This window comes from Stenotrophomonas sp. 220_Sma, from assembly GCF_056487375.1.
The window spans coordinates 755,369-776,303 of the sequence record NZ_CM151348.1; the positions used below are offsets into that span (position 1 = coordinate 755,369).

At 67.1% G+C, this 20,935-nt stretch carries 20 protein-coding genes; 13 read left to right on the forward strand and 7 right to left on the reverse strand.

Features of this window, described 5'->3' with window-relative positions; translation table 11 throughout:
- Nucleotides 1-50: 50 nt before the first annotated feature.
- On the reverse strand, nt 51-968 hold the full coding sequence (locus ACZLIB_RS03500) for a LysR family transcriptional regulator (protein ID WP_336686061.1): 918 nt from the start codon (nt 966-968) through the stop codon (nt 51-53).
- Between the two features lie 93 nt (nt 969-1,061).
- On the opposite strand from ACZLIB_RS03500, the gene ACZLIB_RS03505 reads away from it, so the two are divergent.
- Nucleotides 1,062-2,243: an MFS transporter gene (locus tag ACZLIB_RS03505; protein ID WP_478469188.1), complete on the forward strand. Its 1,182-nt coding sequence runs from the start codon at nt 1,062-1,064 to the stop codon at nt 2,241-2,243.
- An 81-nt stretch (nt 2,244-2,324) separates the two neighbouring features.
- Here ACZLIB_RS03505 and ACZLIB_RS03510 read toward each other — a convergent pair whose 3' ends face one another.
- Nucleotides 2,325-3,290 carry a ribokinase gene (locus ACZLIB_RS03510; RefSeq protein ID WP_132809230.1) on the reverse strand — a complete coding sequence of 322 codons (966 nt, stop codon included), beginning with the start codon at nt 3,288-3,290 and terminating at the stop codon, nt 2,325-2,327.
- A gap of 25 nt (nt 3,291-3,315) precedes the next feature.
- Entirely contained in the window at nt 3,316-4,614 is a 1,299-nt protein-coding gene (locus ACZLIB_RS03515; RefSeq protein WP_049399786.1) for a NupC/NupG family nucleoside CNT transporter, read from the reverse strand.
- A gap of 193 nt (nt 4,615-4,807) precedes the next feature.
- On the opposite strand from ACZLIB_RS03515, the gene ACZLIB_RS03520 reads away from it, so the two are divergent.
- The 7 genes from ACZLIB_RS03520 to ACZLIB_RS03550 all read left to right on the forward strand — a co-directional run bounded on the left by ACZLIB_RS03520 (nt 4,808) and on the right by ACZLIB_RS03550 (nt 11,441).
- Entirely contained in the window at nt 4,808-5,779 is a 972-nt protein-coding gene (locus tag ACZLIB_RS03520; protein WP_478469189.1) for an aldo/keto reductase, read from the forward strand.
- Between the two features lie 290 nt (nt 5,780-6,069).
- Nucleotides 6,070-6,264, forward strand: a complete 195-nt coding sequence (gene hemP, locus ACZLIB_RS03525) for a hemin uptake protein HemP (RefSeq protein ID WP_005412278.1) — start codon at nt 6,070-6,072, stop codon at nt 6,262-6,264.
- 153 nt (nt 6,265-6,417) lie between these two features.
- On the forward strand, nt 6,418-8,661 hold the full coding sequence (locus ACZLIB_RS03530) for a TonB-dependent hemoglobin/transferrin/lactoferrin family receptor (protein WP_428999677.1): 2,244 nt from the start codon (nt 6,418-6,420) through the stop codon (nt 8,659-8,661).
- A gap of 4 nt (nt 8,662-8,665) precedes the next feature.
- Nucleotides 8,666-9,265 carry a Hemin transport protein gene (locus ACZLIB_RS03535; RefSeq protein ID WP_478469191.1) on the forward strand — a complete coding sequence of 200 codons (600 nt, stop codon included), beginning with the start codon at nt 8,666-8,668 and terminating at the stop codon, nt 9,263-9,265.
- A 73-nt stretch (nt 9,266-9,338) separates the two neighbouring features.
- Nucleotides 9,339-10,265: a DUF6607 family protein gene (locus tag ACZLIB_RS03540; RefSeq protein ID WP_032129933.1), complete on the forward strand. Its 927-nt coding sequence runs from the start codon at nt 9,339-9,341 to the stop codon at nt 10,263-10,265.
- A gap of 256 nt (nt 10,266-10,521) precedes the next feature.
- The gene (locus ACZLIB_RS03545) at nt 10,522-11,052 is read left to right on the forward strand and encodes a hypothetical protein (RefSeq protein WP_182267281.1); all 531 of its coding nucleotides are present in this window, start codon (nt 10,522-10,524) and stop codon (nt 11,050-11,052) included.
- Entirely contained in the window at nt 11,052-11,441 is a 390-nt protein-coding gene (locus ACZLIB_RS03550) for a hypothetical protein (protein WP_032129931.1), read from the forward strand. The genes ACZLIB_RS03545 and ACZLIB_RS03550 overlap by 1 nt, the downstream gene beginning before the upstream one ends.
- Before the next feature lie 403 nt (nt 11,442-11,844).
- Here ACZLIB_RS03550 and ACZLIB_RS03555 read toward each other — a convergent pair whose 3' ends face one another.
- From ACZLIB_RS03555 to ACZLIB_RS03565, 3 genes are all read right to left on the reverse strand, one after another.
- Complete coding sequence (locus tag ACZLIB_RS03555) at nt 11,845-12,330, reverse strand: hypothetical protein (protein WP_478469193.1); 486 nt, start codon at nt 12,328-12,330, stop codon at nt 11,845-11,847.
- A gap of 109 nt (nt 12,331-12,439) precedes the next feature.
- A complete protein-coding gene (locus ACZLIB_RS03560) occupies nt 12,440-14,956 on the reverse strand; it encodes an ABC transporter permease (RefSeq protein ID WP_478469194.1) in 2,517 nt (838 codons plus the stop codon).
- A complete protein-coding gene (locus tag ACZLIB_RS03565) occupies nt 14,953-15,600 on the reverse strand; it encodes an ABC transporter ATP-binding protein (RefSeq protein ID WP_100437902.1) in 648 nt (215 codons plus the stop codon). The genes ACZLIB_RS03560 and ACZLIB_RS03565 overlap by 4 nt, the downstream gene beginning before the upstream one ends.
- Before the next feature lie 75 nt (nt 15,601-15,675).
- Between ACZLIB_RS03565 and ACZLIB_RS03570 the strand changes: the two genes are divergently transcribed.
- The 3 genes from ACZLIB_RS03570 (at nt 15,676) to ACZLIB_RS03580 (ending at nt 18,545) form a co-directional block, all read left to right on the forward strand.
- Nucleotides 15,676-16,317, forward strand: coding sequence for an arylesterase (locus tag ACZLIB_RS03570; RefSeq protein ID WP_478469196.1), 642 nt, complete (start codon nt 15,676-15,678; stop codon nt 16,315-16,317).
- A gap of 87 nt (nt 16,318-16,404) precedes the next feature.
- Complete coding sequence (locus tag ACZLIB_RS03575; RefSeq protein WP_002811889.1) at nt 16,405-17,118, forward strand: response regulator transcription factor; 714 nt, start codon at nt 16,405-16,407, stop codon at nt 17,116-17,118.
- Between the two features lie 155 nt (nt 17,119-17,273).
- Nucleotides 17,274-18,545 (forward strand): sensor histidine kinase, encoded by a 1,272-nt coding sequence (locus tag ACZLIB_RS03580; RefSeq protein ID WP_164079799.1) that lies wholly within the window; start codon nt 17,274-17,276, stop codon nt 18,543-18,545.
- Nucleotides 18,546-18,661: 116 nt separating this feature from the next.
- Here ACZLIB_RS03580 and ACZLIB_RS03585 read toward each other — a convergent pair whose 3' ends face one another.
- Entirely contained in the window at nt 18,662-19,363 is a 702-nt protein-coding gene (locus tag ACZLIB_RS03585; RefSeq protein ID WP_423164315.1) for an SGNH/GDSL hydrolase family protein, read from the reverse strand.
- Between the two features lie 213 nt (nt 19,364-19,576).
- On the opposite strand from ACZLIB_RS03585, the gene ACZLIB_RS03590 reads away from it, so the two are divergent.
- On the forward strand, nt 19,577-19,972 hold the full coding sequence (locus tag ACZLIB_RS03590; RefSeq protein ID WP_032129924.1) for a diacylglycerol kinase: 396 nt from the start codon (nt 19,577-19,579) through the stop codon (nt 19,970-19,972).
- Nucleotides 19,973-20,004: 32 nt separating this feature from the next.
- On the forward strand, nt 20,005-20,754 hold the full coding sequence (locus ACZLIB_RS03595) for a TerC family protein (RefSeq protein WP_004144462.1): 750 nt from the start codon (nt 20,005-20,007) through the stop codon (nt 20,752-20,754).
- Nucleotides 20,755-20,935 lie beyond the last annotated feature (181 nt).

Genomic DNA, 20,935 nt, shown 5'->3' on the forward strand with positions numbered 1-20,935 from the left:
CGACCGGCAGTCGCAGCCGCTTGATGCGACCGTCGGTGATGGCGCTGCGCTCAGCGCGGTGGATCGATCTGCAACCCGGTGCCGAGACGGTCCAACGCCACGTCCACGCGTGGCAACCGCTGCCGGCCCTGCGGCCACAACAGGCGCAACGGCAGGCCGCGGCAGTCCAGCGACGGCAGGATCGACACAAGGCTGCCGCGCGCCAGCGCATCATCGACCAGCCAGGTGGCCAACTGCGCGATGCCGAAGCCGGCCTCGACCGCCGCCACCTGGGCTTCGGCGCTGCCAACCACCAGGCGCGCGCGGGCCTGCAGCGGTGTACTGCGCTGCCCGCCATCGGCCACCTGCCACGGCCCGACGCTGCCGTCGGCGCGTCCGAACAGCACGCCGTCATGCCCGGCCAGCTCGGCCGCGGATGTCGGCAGGCCATGTCGCTCCAGATAGGCCGGGGACGCGCAGAAGCGCAGGCATTCGTAGCCGAGCAGGCGGCTGCCCAGGGTGGCCGGCAGCGGCTCCGGTCCACCGATGCGCACGGCCAGGTCGATGCCGTCCTCGGTCAGGTCGACGAAACGGTCGCTGAAGGTCACCTGTGGCCGCAGCTGCGGAAACGTGTCGGCCAGCTGCAGCAGCAGCGGCCAGACTTTCAGGCGCCCGAAGGTGGCCGGGGCATCCACGCGCAGCCGGCCCACGGGCGCGTCTGCGTGCGACACCAGCACCGACTCGGCATCGGCCAGCTCACCCAGCACCCGCACGCAGGTGCGGTAGAAGCCCTCACCGGCCTCGGTCAGGCGAAGGCGGCGCGTGCTGCGTTCGAACAGCCGCGCTCCCAGACGCGCCTCCAGCCGCGCGATGGTCTTGCCCACCGCAGAACTGGTCAGGTGCAGGCGTTCGGCGGCGGCAGTGAAGCTGCCAGCATCGGCGGTGGCGACGAAGGCCTCGATGCCGCGCAGGCGCTCGGTGGGAAGCATGGGGGAAAGTCAGTCCGGAATCGATGGAAAACATAGCAGTAATCGGAGTTCAGGGAGGAAATAGGCTGGCGGCCCCTGTCCTGATGCCCGCTCATGTCCACCCTCGATTCCACCGTGGCCGCTGTCCACGCAAACGCTCGCGCACGTCTTTCGGTCGTCCTGCTGGCGGTGTCCGCCTTCGTCATCGTCACCACCGAATTCCTGATCGTCGGCCTGTTGCCCGCGCTGGCGCGCGACCTTGGCCTGGGCATCGCCCGTGCCGGGCAGCTGGTCACCCTGTTCGCGTTCACCGTGATGCTGGCCGGGCCCCCATTGACCGCGCTGCTGTCACACGTCGGCCGGCGCCGCCTGTTCGTGACCATCCTGCTGTTGTTCGCGGCTTCCAACGCGCTGGCTGCGATGGCCACGCAGCCGTGGCTGCTGGCGCTGGCGCGGGTGCTGCCGGCACTGGCCCTGCCGGTGTTCTGGGGCACCGCTAGTGAGACTGCTGCGCAGCTGGCCCCTGCAGGGCAGGGCGGTCGTGCGGTCGCGCGCGTCTACCTGGGTATTACCGCCGCAATGCTGTTCGGTATCCCGCTGGGTACGTTGGCCGCCGACGCCCTCGGTTGGCGCGGCAGCTTCTGGCTGTTGGCGGCCCTGTCGCTGTTGATGGCCGGCGCGCTGGCGTTGTGGATGCCGGACACCGTGGCCGGACCGCGGCGCGCGCTGGGCGAACAGGCACGAGTGCTGCGCCAGCCGCCGTTGCTGGGCCATGTGCTGCTGTCGGTGCTGGTGTTCACCGCGATGTTTGCGGCCTACACCTATCTGGCCGATGTACTGGAGCGGCTGATGCAGGTACCGGCGGCACAGGTGGGCTGGTGGCTGATGGGCTTCGGGGCCGTCGGGCTGATCGGCAATGCACTGGGTGGGCGCTGGATCGATCGTGCGCCGCTGGGCGCGACCCTGGTGTTCTGCGCGGTGCTGGCGCTGGGCATGCTGGCCAGTGTCGGCCTGGCCGGCCACGGCACGTTCGTGCTCATCGCACTGGCCCTGTGGGGCGTGGCGCACACCGCGCTGTTCCCGCTGTGCCAGGTGCGGGTGATGCGTGCGTCGCCCCAGGCGCAGGCGCTGGCGGGAACCTTGAATGTGTCCGCGGCCAACGCCGGAATCGGCTTGGGCGCGCTGCTCGGCGGCGGTGCGATCGAACGCTGGGGCCTGGACACGCTGGGCGTGGTGGCTGCTGCCGTGGCGTTGCTGGCGATTGCAGCGGGGCTGCTGTTGCGGCGCTGGCAGTAGATCCGCGCCGCGCGCGGACCGCCCATGAAAAAGCCCGGGCATCTGCATGCCCGGGCTCGTTCATCCACGCATGGCGTGGATCTACTTCACTTCCACGTCGGCCGGAGTGAAGCGCGGCATCGCCGCCGCAGCGCCTTCCTTCTCGGTCGAACGACCGGCGAACTGGTTGGCGAAGCGCACGTGGCGGGCGAACGGGGCGTCGGCCACCTGCGCCAGCGACGCGGCCAGCGCACCGTTGAAGGCGTCACCGGCACCGGTGGTGTCGATCGCCTGCACCTGTTCGGCACCCACGCGGTAGTACGGCTGGGTATCGCCGCGCAGGTTCTCATCGGCATGCGACACGAACACACCCACCGAACCCAGGGTCACCACCACGGTGCCGTTGCCGACCAGCTTGCGGCACAGCGCATGCAGGCTGGCACCGTCCAGCGCGGCGACGTCATTGGCATCCACGCGCTCACCGACATGGCGGCCGAGCAGGGCTGCGAACTCGGTTTCGTTCGGGGTGATCACATCGGCCAGCTTGAGCAGGCCGATGGTCGAGGGGGCGTCGGCCGGTGCGGTGTTGAGCACGGTGGTGACGCCGGCCTCGCGGGCCGTGGCCAGTGCCGCTTCGATGGTCTGCACCGGCGATTCCAGCTGCACCAGCACCACCTTGGCGCCGGTCAGCAGGGCCTGCTGCTGTTGCAGGAAGTCGGTGCTCAGCGCGGCGTTGGCACCCGGTCCGATCACGATGGTGTTGCGGCCACGGGCATCGACGTAGATGCCGGCGGTGCCGGTCGGTTCGCTGCTGGCTTCGGCGATCAGACCGAAGCCGTCCTGCGCGGCCAGCTCACGGGCGGTGGCGCCACCAGCGTCGTCGCCCAGCGCGCACACGAAGTGCGTGTCGGCACCGGCGCGGCAGGCCGCCACGGCCTGGTTGAAGCCCTTGCCACCGGGGCCGGTGCTGTAACGGCCGGCAATGGTCGCACCCGGTGCCGGCAGCGACTCGCACCGCCACACGTGATCGACATTGAAGGAACCGACGACAACGACACTGCTGCTCATAGGGAATCTTTTCTCAACCAAGGGTTCAACTGAAGTGCGTCAGCACGCCGGCGATGGTCGCCGTCATGAAGGTGGCAATGGTACCGCCCAACACCGCGCGCAGGCCGAACTTGGCCAGGTCGTGGCGACGTTCCGGGGCCAGGCCGCCAATGCCGCCGATCTGGATCGCGATCGAGCTGAAGTTGGCGAAGCCGCACAGCGCGTAGGTGGCGATCAGACGACCTTCCTCGGACAGGCTCACGCCGGCGATCTGGCCGTTCACGATCTGCGACAGCTCGGTGTAGGCCACGAACTCGTTGATCACGACCTTCTGGCCGATCAGCGAACCGACGGTGGTGGCATCGGCCCACGGGGTGCCGATCACCCAGGCGATCGGGGCCAGCACGTAACCGAAGATGGTCGACAGGTTGGTCGGCTTGCCGATGGCAGCGGCCAGGCCGGTCACATCGCCGATCCAGGTCAGCGGGGCGTTCAGCAGCGCGATCAGGGCGATGAAGGCCAGCAGCATCGCACCGATGTTCAGCGCCAGCTTCAGGCCGTCACCGGCGCCGGCGGCGGCCGCGTCGATGATGTTGCTGGAGGTCTTCTCGACTTCCATCTTCACCGTGCCGCGGGTCAGCGGGGTGCCGGTTTCCGGGATCAGCAGCTTGGCCACGACCAGGGTGGCCGGGGCCGCCATGATGCTGGCCGCCAGCAGGTGCTTGGCGTAGAAGGCCTGCTGCGCCGGGTCGCCACCGCCGAGCATGCCCACGTAGGCCGCCAGCACGCCGCCGGCGATGTGGGCCATGCCGCCGATCATCATGGTCAGCAGCTCGGACTGGGTCATCCTGGCGATGTACGGGCGCACGGTCAGCGGCGCCTCGGTCTGGCCGATGAAGACGCTGGCGCAGACGCTGGTGGTTTCAGCACCGGACACGCGCATCACCTTGGTGATCGACCAGGCCATCACGCGCACGATGCCCTGCATGACGTTGAGGTGGTACATCACCCCCATCAACGCAGAGAAGAAGATGATGGTCGGCAACACCTGGAAGGCGAAGATGAAGCCGTAGTTCTTGGTGTCCATCAACGAGCCGAAGATGAAGCCCGAGCCCTCGTTGACGTAGCTGAGGATCTTGACGAAGCCCTTGCCCAGTGCGTCGAACACGTCGCGCCCGCCCGGCACCAGGATCACCAGCGCCGCGAAGGCGATCTGCAGGGTGATACCGGTGGCAACCAGCTTCCAGTCAACCGCGCGCTTGTTATTGGAAAACAACCAGGTGATGCCGATCAGCACCGCCAACCCGAACAGGCCGAAGCCGATCCTGCCCAAACCTTCGACCATGTGAGTGACTCCCCTGGGGCGTCGCGAAAAACGGGAAGCCTAGTGCAGGGCAGGGGCCGGGGCAAGAAAAAGCAGCGTGTGCGCGGCCAACGGTACCGATCAGGCCAGCAACGGCAAGGGCTTGCGGCTGGCGGCGGCGGGTAGAATGGGGTTCGATCCCGGCCCGGATGCGGGCCCGCAGCAGGAGATTCGCATGCAATACCGTCGCCTGGGCTCCACCGGCCTGCCGATTTCCGCCTTGTCCTTCGGCGCCTGGGTGACCTTCGGCGACCAGGTCCCGCGCGATGAGGCCCGCAACCTGGTGGCCGCCGCCTGGGATCATGGCGTCAACTTCTTCGACAACGCCGAGGGTTATGCCAACGGCCGTGCCGAACAGGTCATGGGCGACGTGATCACTGACCTGCGCCTGCCGCGCGACGGTTTCTGCGTGTCCAGCAAGGTGTTCTTCGGCAGTGCCAAGGACCCGCGGCCGACCCAGCGCGGCTTGTCGCGCAAGCACGTGACCGACGCCTGCCATGCCGCGCTCAAGCGCCTGCGGGTGGACTACCTGGACCTTTATTACTGCCACCGCCCGGATCCGGACGCGCCGATCGCCGAGACCGTGCACGCCATGGATACCCTGGTACGGCAGGGCAAGATCCTCTACTGGGGCACCTCGGAGTGGTCGGCGGCGCAGATCCAGCAGGCGCTGGACATCGCCGAGGCGCGCAACCTGCAGGGCCCGTCGATGGAGCAGCCGCAGTACAACCTGTTGCACCGCGAGCGGGTCGAGGTCGAGTACGCGCCGCTGTATGCGGGTGCCGGCCTGGGCACCACCATCTTCTCGCCGCTCGCCTCGGGCCTGCTCACTGGCAAGTACGACCAGGGCATCCCGGCCGATGCGCGGCTGGGGCGGGAAGGCATGGAGTGGTTGCAGGACCTGGTGCTGGGGGCCGACGCCGGGGCCCGCCTGGGCCAGGTGCGGCGCTTCAGCGAGGTGGCACGCGCGCTCGGCCATGCCCCGGCCACGCTGGCCATCGCCTGGTGCCTGCGCAACCCGAACGTTTCCAGCGTGATCCTCGGCGCCAGCCGGGTCAGCCAGCTGCTGCAGAACCTGCAGGCGCTGGACGTGCTGGCGCAGGTCGATGCGGCCGGCTGGGCCCAGGTCGAAGCCGTCTTCGCCTGACAACCCTTTGGAGAGTCGAGCCACGCTCGACTCCAGGGTGGTCGGGCCTTTGTAGAGTCGAGCCATGCTCGACTCCGCACGTAGCGCGGGCATTTCCAGGCGACGGCGCGAGAGCAGTCGAGCGTGGCTCGACTCTACAAAAGCCGTGTGCCCCCCACCTTTCAATATATGAAATCTATCGAATTTCAGAATTCGATCATTAATCTCATCAATGAAATTGAGAATGGTTGTTGATTGTCAACTGAGAATCATTATCATTTAACTCGTCCCTCGCACGAGTCCAGATGCTCATGAATGCTCAACCTGTACTGCTGCGCCCCGAAACGCTGACCCTCCGCGATCGCCCGGTCCGCGTCGTTCCGCCGGAAGAGGTCATCGACAGCGAAGCCCTGCTCAAGGGCCGTCGTGAAATCCTGATCCAGCACGGCGACCGCTTCTATCGCCTGCGGCACACCAGCAACGACAAGCTGATCCTGACCAAGTAATCGCGGCCTGGTCGCCCGCCTCCCTCCCTCCTGCCGGCAGCGCCGACAGGGTGGGCGACCCGTCCGCTCCCGCTCTCTCCCCCTCGGTCTACCGCGTGCACCTTCCGGGTGTGCCGGTAACCGGGGGTTCCCCTGCCTGACCGAATGAACCTGATGACCCGCCATACCGCCCTGTGTCTTGCTGTCTGGATGGCGTTGCCGCTGTCCGCCCACGCTGCTGCCACCGCTGCGCCTGATGCGCGCGAATTCGATCGGGTGCAGGTCACCGCCACCCGCACCGAGCGGGCCGTGAGTGACGTGGCGGCCACCGTGGACGTCATCGACCGTGAGCAGATGGACCGGCACCTGGTGCAGGACATCAAGGATCTGGTGCGCTACGAGCCGGGCCTGTCGGTCACCCGCAGCGCGACCCGCTTCGGCCTGGATGGTTTCCGCATCCGTGGCCTGGACGGCAACCGTGTGCGCATCCAGACCGATGGCATCGTCATGCCGACCCGGTTCGACATCGGTTCGTTCGCCAGTTCCAACCGCAACTTCACCGACCTCGATACGCTCAAGCGCGTGGAGATCGTGCGCGGCCCGGCCAGCTCGCTGTACGGCTCCGATGCACTGGGCGGCGTGGTGGCGTTCGTCACCAAGGACCCGGCCGACTACCTCAAGGACGGCAAGAACAGCTACTTCGGCCTGAAGTTCGGCTACGACGGTGAGTGGAAGGGCCTGCTCGGCGGTGCCACCGCCGCCTTTGGTGGCGACCACTGGAGCGGCCTGGTCAACGTCAACCACCACCAGGGCCAGGAAACGGACAACAAGGGCACGGTGCGCAGCGACAACGACACCCGCACCGCGTCCAATCCGCAGGATCGTGATGGCCGCAGCCTGCTCAGCAAGCTGGTCTATGCACCGAGCGAAGACCAGCGCTTCCGCCTGACCGTGGAAGGCAACGAAGACACCACCGATACCAATGTGTTGTCGGCGATTGCCAGCGTTGCACCGCGCCCCGGCGCGATGGCTGCGGCTACTGGCATGAAGTCCCACGACACGCAGAAGCGAACCCGCGTGTCCTTTGCCCACGAAATGGATGCGCTGGACCAGCCGTTCGCCGACAGCCTGCATTGGCAGGTGTATGCGCAGAACAGCGAAACGCGGCAGCAGACCGACGAGACCCGCACCGACGGCAGCCGCCGTCACCGCGTGTTCTCCTTCGACCAGCATGCCTTTGGCCTGCAGGCGCAGTTCAACAAGGCGTTCAGCACCGGCAGCGTCGAGCACGCATTGACCTACGGCTTCGAAGGCACCCGTACCGAGATCCGCCAGAAGCGCGACGGCTACCAGGTCAACCGTGCCGGTGTGGTCAGCAACATCGTTACCCCCGACACCTTCCCGGTGCGTGACTTCCCGATCAGCAAGACCACCGAGTTGGGCCTGTACGCGCAGGATGAAATGCGCCTGGCCGACGGCAAGCTGTCGCTGGTGCCGGGCGTGCGCGTGGACCGTTACGAGCTGAAGCCGGAAGTGGACAGCATCTTCGCCGAAGACAACCCGACCACGGCCGTGGCCCAGCTGAAGAAGACCAGCGTGTCGCCGAAGCTGGGCATGGTCTGGCGCTTCACCGACCAGTGGTCGCTGTTCGCCGGGTATGCGCGTGGCTTCCGCTCGCCGCCGTACAACGACGTCAACATCGGCCTGACCAACGTGGCCTTCGGCTACACCGCCATCGCCAACCCGGACCTGAAGCCGGAAACCAGCGACGGCTACGAACTGGGCCTGCGCTTCATCGCGCCGGCGGCGTACGTCAGCGTCAGCGGCTACTACAACGACTACAAGGATTTCATCCAGTCCAACGTCGATACCGGCCGCAACGCACAGGGTTTGACCGTGTTCCAGTCGCAGAACATCGCCGACGCGCGCATCTATGGCGCGGAAATGAAGGCCGGCATCGAGTTCGGTGAACTCAGCCCGGCGCTGAAGGGCTGGGCGCTGCGCAGTGCGCTGGCCTGGTCGCGTGGTGACAACCGGACCGATGACGAACCGCTGGCCTCGGTCGATCCGTTGCGTGGCACGCTGGGCCTGATGTACGACACCGATACCTGGGGCGTCGAACTGGCCGGCACCTTCGTGCAGCGCAAGAAGCGCCTGCCGCCGCCTGCTGCGCAGACCAATCCGAACGCACCGGCGCCGTTCGTCTACCAGCCGGCCGGCTACGGCGTGCTGGACCTGATGGCGCACTGGAACTTCGCACCGGGTGCGACCTTCAATGTCGGCGTGTTCAACCTGGCCGACAAGCGCTACATCGAATGGTCGTCCATCACTCCGAGCCTGATCACCAATCGCGCACTGAGCGATCGTTTCAGCAGCCCGGGCCGCACCTTCTCCGCCAGCCTTGCCGTTTCCTGGTGACCTCATGAGCCGAGCACTGTCCGCACGCAGGAATGACTCCATCGCCGCGCCGTACAGCGCGGCCTGGCCGACCCCGGCACAGCTGGCCACGCTCGGCACCGTGCTGTGCCTGTACCACGCCGACGGCAACGAGCTGGGCGGCTGGCGCCAGGCCGTACGCGTGCATGCCTGCCAGGGCGTGGACAGCGAAGGCCTGCGCGAAAGCCTGTGCTTCCTCGATGGCCGCGGCCGCTGCGTGTGGCGCCTGTACCTGCTGCCGGACAGCGACTTCCTGGCCTGGGACCGGCTGGTGGCTGCGCTGCCGCCGGGGCCCGAGCACGACAGCGATGGCAGCGTCGGCGAACGCCTGTGGCGGCGCCTGGCCGGTCATCTGGGTGGCCAGCGCTGGCGCCTGTGCGCGCTGCGCCTGCATGCCGCCGACGATGGCCGCACGCTGGCCGCCAGTCTGTCGACCCTGTCCTCGCTGGGCGCAGCCACCGCGCGCCGCATTGCACGGCTGGAAGGTGCCGAAGGCGAGCTGGCAATCGACGATTGCTGCTGTGCCGATGTCGCGCGGCGTCCGGCGCCGCGGATTCCCGGCGACCTGCCGCTGATCCGCCTGTGACCCACTCCTGATGGAACGCCTGTCGGCCACGGACGGCCTCTCAACGCATCTGCAACCCCGAAGGAAGACCCCGATGAAGCTCCAGACAGCCAGCGCCCTGCTTGTGCTCGCCGCCAGCGGCGTGGCCAGCGCGCAGCCCTCCGATATCGCCCGTGACCACGACAGCATCCTTGCCATGCAGGGTGAGTACACCGTGGACTTCGCCTTCGACGAGACCGTGCTGCTGAAGCCGGGCTACGAGCGCGCGCCGGCGATGCGCAGCGGTGGCAGCGAAGTGGTCATCGTGGTCGAAGACACGCCGAAGCGCATCGTGCTGCAGCACCTGCTGCTGGACGAGAAGAGCGGCCACATCACCAAGCACTGGCGCCAGGACTGGGTGTACGAAGCACCGAACCGTTTCGAGTTCAGTGCCGACCAGACCTGGAAGGTGCGCAGCATTCCGGCGGCGGTGAACCAGGGCGCCTGGACCCAGTGCGTATACGAAGTGAGCGACGCACCGCGCTATTGCGGCACCGGCACGTGGACCTACACCAACAACGTGCCGAGCTGGACCAGCGACCTGAGCTGGCGTCCGCTGCCGCGCCGTGAGTACACCAAGCGCAGTGACTACAACGCGCTGGCCGTGATCAACCGCCACACGCTGACCCCGAACGGCTGGACCCACGAGCAGTTCAACACCAAGGTGCAGCGCAACGCCGATGGCAGCCAGGTGGAGATCGCCCGCGAGTTCGGCTTCAACGACTACGTGAAGACCACCGAGGTCGACTTCACCCCGGCGCGAAACTACTGGAAGGCCACCGCCGGTTACTGGGCCAAGGTGCGCCAGCGCTGGGACGGCTTCCTCGGCCAGGCCCCGGGCGTGCACCTGAAGACCAAGATCGACGGCATGGCGATGATCATCCCGATGTTCACCCAGGCCGAAGAGATCCAGGCCGGCAAGAAGGTGAAGGACAAGCAGATCGACGACGTGTTCGCCAAGTACGTGGAAAAGGCCCAGTAAGCCGAGCCCTGCTCGACTCATGGCGCGGATCCTCTGGTCAGGTGCCGCGCCGCGTATCCGCTTCTGGTAGGTGCCGAGCTTGCTCGGCACGCTCTTCGCCGGTGATCGCACGTGGCATCCATGCTCGGGGTCGCGTTACATGGCGCCTGATGCGTATCGCTTTGACGTAATTCGCCACATTCTCTCGAAACCTCCGCTCGGAGGTTGGGTGTGCGATAGGGTGGGTGGTTCATTCCGCCCATGATCATGCCGGTCGATGAAACTCTCCGAAATCTGCAGCCAACTGCTGTCCGGCGAAGCCTGCGACGACATCGACAGTTTCCATCTCGAAATCGACGACTTCGAGGAGGTGGAACTTGTCTCGCGCTTGAGTCGGATTGATGGAGTGCTGGAGCGCCTTGGGCCTCGATGGACCTCGGCCTATCTGCTCAGTCTCTGCAATCACGTGCTTTCAACAGTCCGCATTTCCGGTCGTGCACGCGATTCAGCCGATGCGAAGATGTTCCTCGCATTGAGCTTCACCGACTTCGAGCTGCACGCGCAAGAGGGCATCCTGCTTCCAAGCGTCTTCTATTATCCAGGCCCCGAAGGGGTTGCGTTCGGGAGCCACCGTCGGCACGAATCCGACAGGGCGGCTTCGGCTGAAATCGACATCGTGCGCTCCGTGTTCGAAGATGCTGGCATGCTCGCCGGCTTTCGCTTCTGCGAGAGCCGCACTGATGGTCCCCCAGGTCACGACGTGGTTCGTGTCTTTGCGATTCCATTGGTCGAAAATGAGGTTCGCTGATGCTCGTGGAAGAGCGCCAGGTGTTCGAAACCTACCTGTCCGATCCGCAAGTCCATGATCGTCTCGAACAGCATTTCCTCGACGCGTTCACGGCCGGCATCCAGGCGGCCAATCTGCGTGCTGAAGACTTCCGCAGCCCGCGTTACAACGTGTTCTTCGTCGATGGTACGAAAGACCGCGAAGCCAACCCCATTTTTTCCGCCAAGCATCTGATCAGCGGCAACATCGTCCGTATCGTCATTTTCGAAAGCCCTCCGGACTACACCGAAGTCCACAACCGGGTAGGGGATGACAATGCCAAGGACGAGCTCTGCGTGTTCACAACGCTTTCGGGAATGCAGCGTGCGATGGATACGACCGTGGCTTGGGCAAAGCAGCAGGCGTTGTGAGCCGCATCCACGCATGGCGTGGATCTACCAACCCCTGCTTCCGGTAGGTGCCGAGCTTGCTTGGCACGCTCTTCGCCGGTGATCGCACACCGCATCCACGCGTGATGTGGATGTGCCGTGCCGGATATCTGCTCCTGGTAGGTGCCGAGCTTGCTCGGCACGCTCTTCGTCGGTGATCGCACACCGCATCCACGCATGGCGTGGATCTACCGTGCCGCATATCCGCTTCTGGTAGGTGCCGAGCTTGCTCGGCACGCTCACCATCGCTGATCGCACGCTGCATCCATGCGTGATGTGGATGTGCCGTGCCAGATATCCGCTCCTGGTAGGTGCCGAGCTTGCTCGGCACGCTCTCCATCGGTGATCGCGCGCTGCATCCATGCCATGCGTGGATGCGATGCACTCAGGACGCCGGCCCACTCAAGGTGGTCAGGTCCAGCCCGGCGTCCTGGAAGGCACGCAGGGTAGCCTGCAGGCTGGCCTCGTCATCGCGGGTGCGGACGCCCATGACAGCTTGGTGGCAACGCACTCGATCCGTGCTGCAGGCGCTACGGTCCGGCAGCAGCAGCGCGGTCTGTGCGACGAGGATCGCCATGTGCGCCACTTCCTTTCTCGGCTTCGGTTGGCCCCGGTAGAACCGGTCGAACTCAGCACGCAGGTCGGCCACCACGCCGGCATCGCTGCGCGTGCGTGACACGCTGGCCGGAACCAGATAGGTCGGGTGGCCCTCGAGGAAGGCTTGCGCTTCATCGGCCAGCACCGTTTCCAGCACGAAGGCCTGCACCGCGTCAGGAACATAGCCATCCGCCGCGCGGGCGTCTGCAGGCAGCATCGCACCGAGCAGCGGGGAACTGGCCAGAAGGATGCGCAGGCAGAGGCTGTGTTTCATCTTCATTCCTTGAACATCGGGAGCGCGGGAGCAACGTTCCGCGCTTCCGGACGATCTGATCGGGTGGGGCGCGCAGCATAGCGCCCCACCCGAGCGTGTCACGATCGCGTCAGGCTTCGCGCAGGGCCAGTGCCGGTGGCGTATGCAGGATCGCCCGCGTACCCCACCAGCCTGCCAGCAGGCTCAAGCCGATGCCGACCACGCCGCCGATCAGCAGGCCCGGCCACGGCGGCAGCAACGGCAGCTCGAACACCTTCTGCGAAACCACCACGCCGATCGCAGCGGCCGCGCCCACCGCCAGCAACGCCGCCAGCGTGCCCAGCGCACCGAATTCCACCAGCACCGCGCCACGCAGCTGGCGCCGGGTCGCGCCCAGCGTGCGCAGCACCGCGCTGTCGTAGCGCCGTTCGCCCGCCGTGGCCTGCAGCGCGGCCAGCAGCACCAGCACGCCGGCCAGCAGACTGAACACCATCACCAGCTGCACCGCCTGTGCCACCCGTTCCATCACATCGCGCACCTGCGAGATCACCGCGTCCACGTCCAGCAGCGACAGGTTCGGCTGCGCGCGTACCAGCTCGCCCAGTCCGGCGGCCTTGCCGGCCGGTAGATGGAATGCCGACAGCAGGTTGTGTGGCGTATCGCCCACCGCATTCGGGTTCAGCAGCACGAAGAAGTTCGGACGGAAAGTGTTCCAGTCGGCCTTGCGCACGCTGGTGACAGTGAACTCGCGTTCCTGCTCGCCCACCGCAATGGTGATGCGGTCGCCGGGATGCACGCCGTAGCGCTTGGCCCAGCCGATTTCCACCGAGGCTTCGGCGGCGGTGCTGTCTGCCTTCCAGAAGGTGCCGTTGACCAGTGTGTTGGCCGGCGGGAAGCTGTTGCGCCAGCTGAAGTTCAACGGCCGGTTCTCGTCGTCGTCATCGCGCTGGCCTTCGCCCTGTGCCGGCTGCCCGTTCTGCTCCGGCGAGCGGTCCACGCGCAGCGGCGGCTTGCCGTTGATCGCGATCAGGCGGCCAGTGGCCATCGGTTCGATGCTGGCGTCGTTGGCGCCCAGTCCACGCAGTGCGGCCAGCACGCTGTCGCGCTGTTCGGGCTGGATGTTGATCAGGAAGTAGTTCGGCGTATCCGCGGGCAGTCGCTCGCGCCACTGCTGCAGCAGGCCGGGGCCGGTCACCGCCAGCAGCAACAGCGCACACAGCGACAGCGACAGCCCCACCAGCTGCATCACCGCCAGCATCCGGCGCCGGGTCAGCGCGGCCAGACCCAGCCGCCAGTGGCCATGCAGGCGATGCTGCAGGCCGCGCAGCAGCTGCAGCAGCACGAAGCCGACCACGCCGGCCGCCACCGCCAGCGCGGCCAACCCGCCCAGCACCCACAGCGCCAGCTTGAGATCACCGGTGACCTGCACCGCCAGCAGCAGGCTGGCCGCCAGGGCAGCCACGTAGGCCAGCAGCGAGGCCGGCGGCAGGGCGGCGAAGGAGCGGTTGAGCACCCGCATCGGCGGTACCCCACGCAGGCGCAGCAGCGGTGGCAGGCCGAAGCCGAACAGCAGCAACAGCCCGATGCCGGCACCGGTCAGCGCAGGCATTGCCTCGGGCAGCGGCAGGCGCTGCGGCACCAGGCTGCCCAGCACCTGCACCAGGCCTTCCTGCGCCGCCATGCCCAGGCCGATGCCGAGTGCGCAGGCCGGCACCGCCAGCATCAGCAGCTGCAGTGCCAGACCGGACAGGATGTCGCGCTGGCGCGCGCCCAGGCAGCGCAGGATCGCCACCTGGTCGATGCGGCGCAGGGCGAAGCGGTTCGCCGCCAGCGCCGTGGCAACACCGGCCAGCAATACCGCCAGCAGCGCGCTGAGGCCGAGGAAGCGCCCGGCCAGGTCGAAGGCCTGGCGCACGCCACGCTGGGTGTCGTCCACACTCAGCAGGCGCAGGCCCTTCACCTGCGGCAGCAGCCATTGCCGAAGTGCCGCGATCGGCTCTGCTGCTCCGGCGAACATCAGCCGGTAGTTGATGCGGCTGCCCGGACCGAGCAGGCCGGTGCCTTCCACATCGGCGCGGTTGACCAGCAGGGTGGGGGAAAGCGTAAGCAGGTCGCCGCCGGTATCCGGCTCGGCCTCGATGATGCCGGCGATGCGCAGCGTGCCAGCGCCGAATTCAAGGTCGTCACCGGCTTTCAGTCCCAGACCCTGCAGCAGGCGCGGGTCGGCATAGGCCTGGCCCTTGGCCGGCATGCCGGCGTTGTCGATCAGGGCGCCGCCGGGCGTGGCCCGCACCCGCAGCGTGCCACGCAGCGGATAGCCCGCCTGCACCGCCTTGATGCTGGCCATCTGGCTGGCATCACCGTTGAACAGCACGCTGCCGAAGCTGGCGATACGGGTGTAGGCCAGTCCGCGCCGCTGCGCCTCGTCGGCGAACGCCTGCGGCGGGTCATCGCGCCCGGCGATGCCGAGGTCGCCGCCTAGCATTTCCGCTGCGCTGCCGGTCAGTGCCAGGTTGACCCGGTTCACCAGCGTGCCGACCGCGGTCATCACCGCCACGCCCAGCACCAGCGCGGCGAACACGGTCAGCAGGTCGCCGGCCAGCGCCTCGCGGCGCAGCGCGCGCCACGCGTGCCGCAGCAGGTTCATGCCTGCGCCCCACGCTCGACCGGCAGCAGGCGGCCGTCGTCGATGCGGTGGATGTACTGGCAACGCTGGGCCAGGCGCAGGTCGTGAGTGACCAGCACCAGGGTGGTGCCGCTGCCGGCGTTGAGTTCGAACAGCAGGTCGCTGATGTGCTGGCCGGTGGCGTGGTCCAGCGAGCCGGTCGGTTCGTCGGCGAACAGGATGCGCGGGCGGGTGACGAAGGCACGTGCCAGTGCCACGCGCTGCTGCTCGCCGCCCGACAACTGGCGTGGATAGTGGCGGGCGCGATGGGCCAGGCCGACCTGGGCCAGCACTTCTTCGACCCGCGCCCGGTCTTCGCGCCCGGCCAGTTCCAGCGGCAGCGCGACATTCTCGGCGGCGGTCAGTGCCGGCAGCAGATGGAAGCTCTGGAACACGAAGCCGACCTCACGCGCGCGCAGCTGGGCGCGGGTCTCCTCGTCCAGCGCCGCCAGGTCCTGGCCGGCCAGCGCGATGCGGCCGCGGCTGGGCAGGTCCAGCCCGGCCAGCAGGCCGAGCAGGGTGGTCTTGCCGGAACCGGAGGCGCCGACGATGGCCGCGCTGGTCCCTTCATGGACGGTCAGGGTGATGTTGTCCAGTATGTGGACTTCACCCTCCGGGCCCTGCACGGATTTGCCGACCTGGTCGACGGCGATGGCAACGGACGCGCTGCGGGGGGACAGGCTGTCGATGAGGAGACTCCAATGCGCAAGACGGGATGGAGCCGGCGAGCCGGCGCGATGATGGTGCTGCTAGGGTTCCTGCTGCTGCCCGGGCTGGCCTGTGCCAAAGGTCCGGCCGGCACCGTGCTGGTGCTCGGCGACAGCCTCAGTGCTGCCCACAATATCCCTGCCGACGCCGGGTGGGTGAGCCTGCTGCAGCAGCGGGTCAGGCAGCAGTCGAAAACACCGGCGCGCATCGTCAACGCCAGCATGAGCGGGGAGACCACCGCCGGCGCACTGACCCGCCTGCCGGGCCTGCTGGCGAGGGAAAAGCCGACCGTGGTGGTGATTGCCCTTGGCGGCAATGACGCACTGCGCGGGCTGACCCCGGCGCAGGTGCAGGGCAACCTGGAAAAGATGGTGCAGGCCAGCCAGAAGGCCGGTGCCAAGGTGCTGCTGCTGGGCATCGACGTGCCGCCCAATTACGGGCCAGCCTATCGCCAGCGCCTGGCGGCGGCCTACAAGGCGCTGGCCACGCAGTACAAGGTGCCGCTGCTGCCCTTCCTGCTGGAGGGCGTGGCCCTGCAGCCGGGCATGATGCAGGCCGACGGGCTGCACCCGACCGCACAGGCGCAGCCGAAGGTGCTGGACAACGTCTGGCCGCTGCTCAGACCGCTGCTCTGAACCGTTTGTTTACCTCTTGACGGAACTTCACATCGCGTCCACCGTCGATCCGGCATGTTTCACAAAGCTGAAGTTAGAGGGAATCACATGCGTCAGACGAAGGAGACCTCCGGCTTGGTGCTGGTGGTCGAAGACAACCGCAACATCTCCGAGATGATCGGGGAATACCTGGAAGGTCGCGGCTTCGAAGTCGACTATGCACAGGACGGCCTGGATGGCTACCGCCTTGCGGCGGAGAACAGCTATGACGTCGTGGTGCTCGACTTGATGTTGCCGCGCCTGGATGGCATCGAAGTGTGCCGTCGCCTGCGCAACGATGCGCGCAAGTCCACCCCGGTGCTGATGCTCACGGCACGCGACACGCTGGACGACAAGCTCACCGGCCTCGGTTTCGGCGCCGATGACTACCTGACCAAGCCGTTCGCGATCCAGGAGCTGGAAGCCCGCCTGCGCGCGCTGATCCGCCGCGAGCGTCGCCAGGTCGGTTCGGAAGTGCTGAAGGTCGCCGACCTGGTGCTCGATCCGGTCAGCATGCGTGCCACCCGTGCCGGTACCGAGCTGCAGCTGTCGCCGATCGGCCTGCGCCTGCTGACCATCCTGATGCGCGAATCGCCGCGCGTGGTCACCCGCCAGGAGATCGAACGCGAGATCTGGGGCAACGGCCTGCCGGATTCGGACACCCTGCGCAGCCACCTGTACAACCTGCGCAAGATCATCGACAAGCCGTTCGACCGTCCGCTGCTGCATACCGTGCAGAGTGCCGGCTACCGCATTGCCGACATCGCCCAGCCGATGGCCTGAGCAGGCCCGCGCCGGTGCAGCCGCAGGCCGGGCCGGGCTGCGGCCAGGCACAAGGGCAGGGGATGACCGTCCGGCAGTGCCGCCGGTCATCGCCCGTGCATCCCAACGGCGCGGTGCGCTGCCTATAATCGCAGCGCTCTGACCGGGACCCCGCAATGCCGCACGGCCTGCCGCGCAAGATCCGTATCGCTTTCATCCTGCAGGCAGTGCTGGCCAGCCTGGGCATCCTGCTCGGTGCGTGGCTGGTTTCGCTGGTGATCAAGCACAGCCTGGTCGGCGCCGCCCTGCGCGAGGAGGCGGCGTACTTCTGGACGCTGCACGAGGCCTCGCCGGTGCAGCCGCCACCCAACACCCAGAACATCCGTGGCTACCTGCTGGAAAGCGGGCAGTCGGCCCTGTCGTTGCCGGCCAATCTGCGCAACCTGGAGCCCGGCTTCCACGAACTGCCCAAGGACGACCTGCTGGTGCTGGTCGATGTGCGCCCGGCCGGCCGCCTCTACCTGGTATTCCTGCGTTCGCGTGCGGAGATGCTGGCGTTCTGGTTCGGCATCGTGCCGGTGCTGCTGACCCTGCTGGCGGTGTATGGCGCCAGTTGGGTCACCTATCGTGCGTCCAAGCGCCTGGTATCGCCGGTGAACTGGCTGGCGCGGCGCGTCTCGCGCTGGGACCCGGGCCACCCGGAGGCGGCCGACCTGGAGCCGAACAAGCTGCCGGCGGACATGCAGGGCGAGACCCGCCAGCTGGCGGCCGCACTGCATTCGCTGGCCAACCGGGTCAGCGCGCACGTGGCGCGCGAGCGCAATTTCACCCGCGATGCCAGCCATGAACTGCGCACACCGCTGACCGTCATCCGCGTGGCCAGCGACATGGCGCTGGGCGATGACAGCCTGGAGCCGCGCCTGCGCCGCAGCCTGCAGCGCATCCAGCGTGCCGGCCGTGACATGGAGGCGGTGATCGATGCCTTCCTGATCCTGGCCCGCGAGGCCGACGTCGAGCCCCAGGTCGAGTTGTTCGACGTCAATGACATCGTCCGCTACGAAGTGGACAACGCCAACGAACTGCTGGGTACGCGCCCGGTGTCGGTGCACCTGCACAGCGATGGCCCGGTGCAGCTGCATGCGCCGCCGCGGGTGCTGCAGGTGGTGGTCAGCAATCTGGTGCGCAACGCGTGCAGTTACACCGATGAGGGGCGCATCGACGTGCATGTGCACAACGATCGGGTGGTGGTGCGCGATACCGGTATCGGCATGTCGGCCGACGCACTGTCGCGGGCCTTCGAGCCGTTCTACCGCGCCGAGCCGAGCCGCCCGCAGGGCACCGGCCTGGGCCTGTCGATCGTGCGCCGGCTGTGCGATCGCTTCGGCTGGAAGGTCAGCCTGGCCAGCGAGCCGGGTCAGGGCACCGAGGCGACGGTGGTGTTCCGCTGACGCGGCACCTGCTGCCTCGGTAGATGCCGACCTTGGTCGGCGCTTTCAACAGGATTCACGTCGGTGCCCCATGCCAACCAAGGTTGGCATCTACCGGAGCGAGGCCGCAGCCTTCTTCAATCGCACTTCACCTTCGGCGCCAGCGCCTTGGTCCAGATCGCATAGCCGGCCGGGGTCATGTGCAGCATGTCCTCGCGGAACAGCGACGCATCCGGCTGGCCGTCGGTGCCGAGCATCGGCGTGTAGACGTCGGTGAAACCGGTGTTGGGCAGCCTGGCCAGAGCTGCCTTGATCAGCGTGTTGGCCTCGTTGATCGCCGGCAGCAGGTGCGCGCGCGACGGGCTTGGCTTGATCGACAGGTACTCCACCTTCGTCTTCGGCAGGTCGCGATGCACGCGCTGCACGAAGGCAACCACATCGTCGCGCACCTGCACGGCGCTGCGGCCGCTGTTGAGGTCGTTGTCACCGGCGTAGAAGAACACCTTGCACGGTGCATACGGCACCACGATGCGGTCGGCATACCAGGTGCTGTCACGCACTTCCGAGCCGCCGAAACCACGGTTGAACACCGGCTGGCCGGGGAAGTCGGCTGCCAGGCCTTCCCACATGCGGATCGAGGAGCTGCCGATGAACTCGATGCCGCCCCGCGGCGGCGGGCTGGCCTGGTCGGCGCTGGCGAAGTGGGCCATGTCGCCGGCCCAGGCCACGTTGGAGACCTGCTCGGGCACGCGCGGCGGCTTGGCCGGGCTCAGCGCCTGGGCCAGGGGGGCGGCGGTCAGCAGGCCCAGCATCAGCAGGCAGGTACGGCGACGGGACATCAGGCGCTCCAGCAGGGAAGGGGAAAGCCATCATAGAAGCTGGGGCGGGCCGGGGCTTGCCCCTGGCAGTCCATTCACCGGGCCGGTGCCGGGATGCGGCTGGCGGCCTTGTGGCAAAATGGCGGCCATCTGCCTATCCCTGTGCACCCATGATTCCCTGCCGTGCGTCTGAGCGGTCGCTGCGCCGCGCCCCTGTTGCTGGATGTTCCACCCGTGGCTGATCAGTTCGGCCATCTGCCCCGCGGCCCGCGCCGCATCTTCCAGGCCGCCCGCTGGTCCTGGCAGGGCCTGCGCGCCGCCTGGCTGCATGAGTCCTCGTTCCGGCTGGAGGTCTACCTGCTGATCCTGCTGACCCCGGTCGCGGTCTGGCTGGGCCAGACCCCGGTCGAGCGTGCGCTGCTGATCGGCTCGATGCTGCTGGTGCTGGCGATGGAACTGGCCAACTCGGCCATCGAGGCGGTGATCGAACGTTACGGCAGCGAGATCCACGAGCTGGCCGGCCGCGCCAAGGACATGGGTTCGGCGGCGGTCTTCGTGCTGATGATGAACGTGCTTCTGTGCTGGGCGCTGGTTGTGGTCCCGCATGCAATGGCCGGCAATTACGGCTGATCCCCATTCCCCCACTGCCCTGAAGAGTTTCCATGTCCTTTGAGTTCCTCGCCGACCCCAATGCCTGGGTGACCCTGTTCACCCTGAGCGCACTGGAAATCGTGCTCGGCATCGACAACCTGGTGTTCATTTCCATCGCGGTCAGCAAGCTGCCGGAAGAGCGTCGCCCGTTCGCGCGCAAGCTCGGCATCGCCGTGGCCTGCATCACCCGCATCGCCCTGCTGGTGTCGCTGGCCTATCTGGCGCACATGTCCGCCAACCTGTTCACCGTGGCTGGTATGGGCATCTCCATCCGCGACCTGGTGCTGATCGTCGGTGGCCTGTTCCTGATCATCAAGGGCTACATGGAGATCAAGGAACTGATCACCGGTGGCGAAGACGAGAACCCGGCCACCAGCAAGGCCTCGGGTGTATTCGGCATGGTCATCCTGCAGATCGCCATCATCGACATCGTGTTCTCGCTGGACTCGGTGATCACCGCCGTCGGCATCGCCGATCACATCCCGGTGATGGTCGCCGCCATCCTGCTGTCGGTGCTGGTGATGCTGCTGGCCGCCAACCCGCTGGGCCGCTTCATCGACGCAAACCCGACCGTGAAGATGCTGGCACTGGCCTTCATCCTGCTGATCGGTGCGGTGCTGATCCTGGATGGCCTGGACGTGCACGTGCCCAAGCCCTACATCTATGCCGCCATGGGCTTCTCGGTGCTGGTGGAATGGCTGAACCTGCTGATGCGCCGCCGCGCACGCGATCACCACGTGCCGGGTGCTGGCGACTGGTAAGCAGATCACAGGCAAATGTGTGTCCCAGAACCCCCGGCAAGCGCCGGGGGTTCTGCGTTATGGGACCCATTGGGCTCGCCGGGCCATGCCCGGCGGGGAGGTTCCCGCCAGCTGTGAATTGAGGTCAACAGTGTTTTCCCGGGGCGAGGCTTAATCCGCGGCAGCAAAGCGCGCAGGCTAC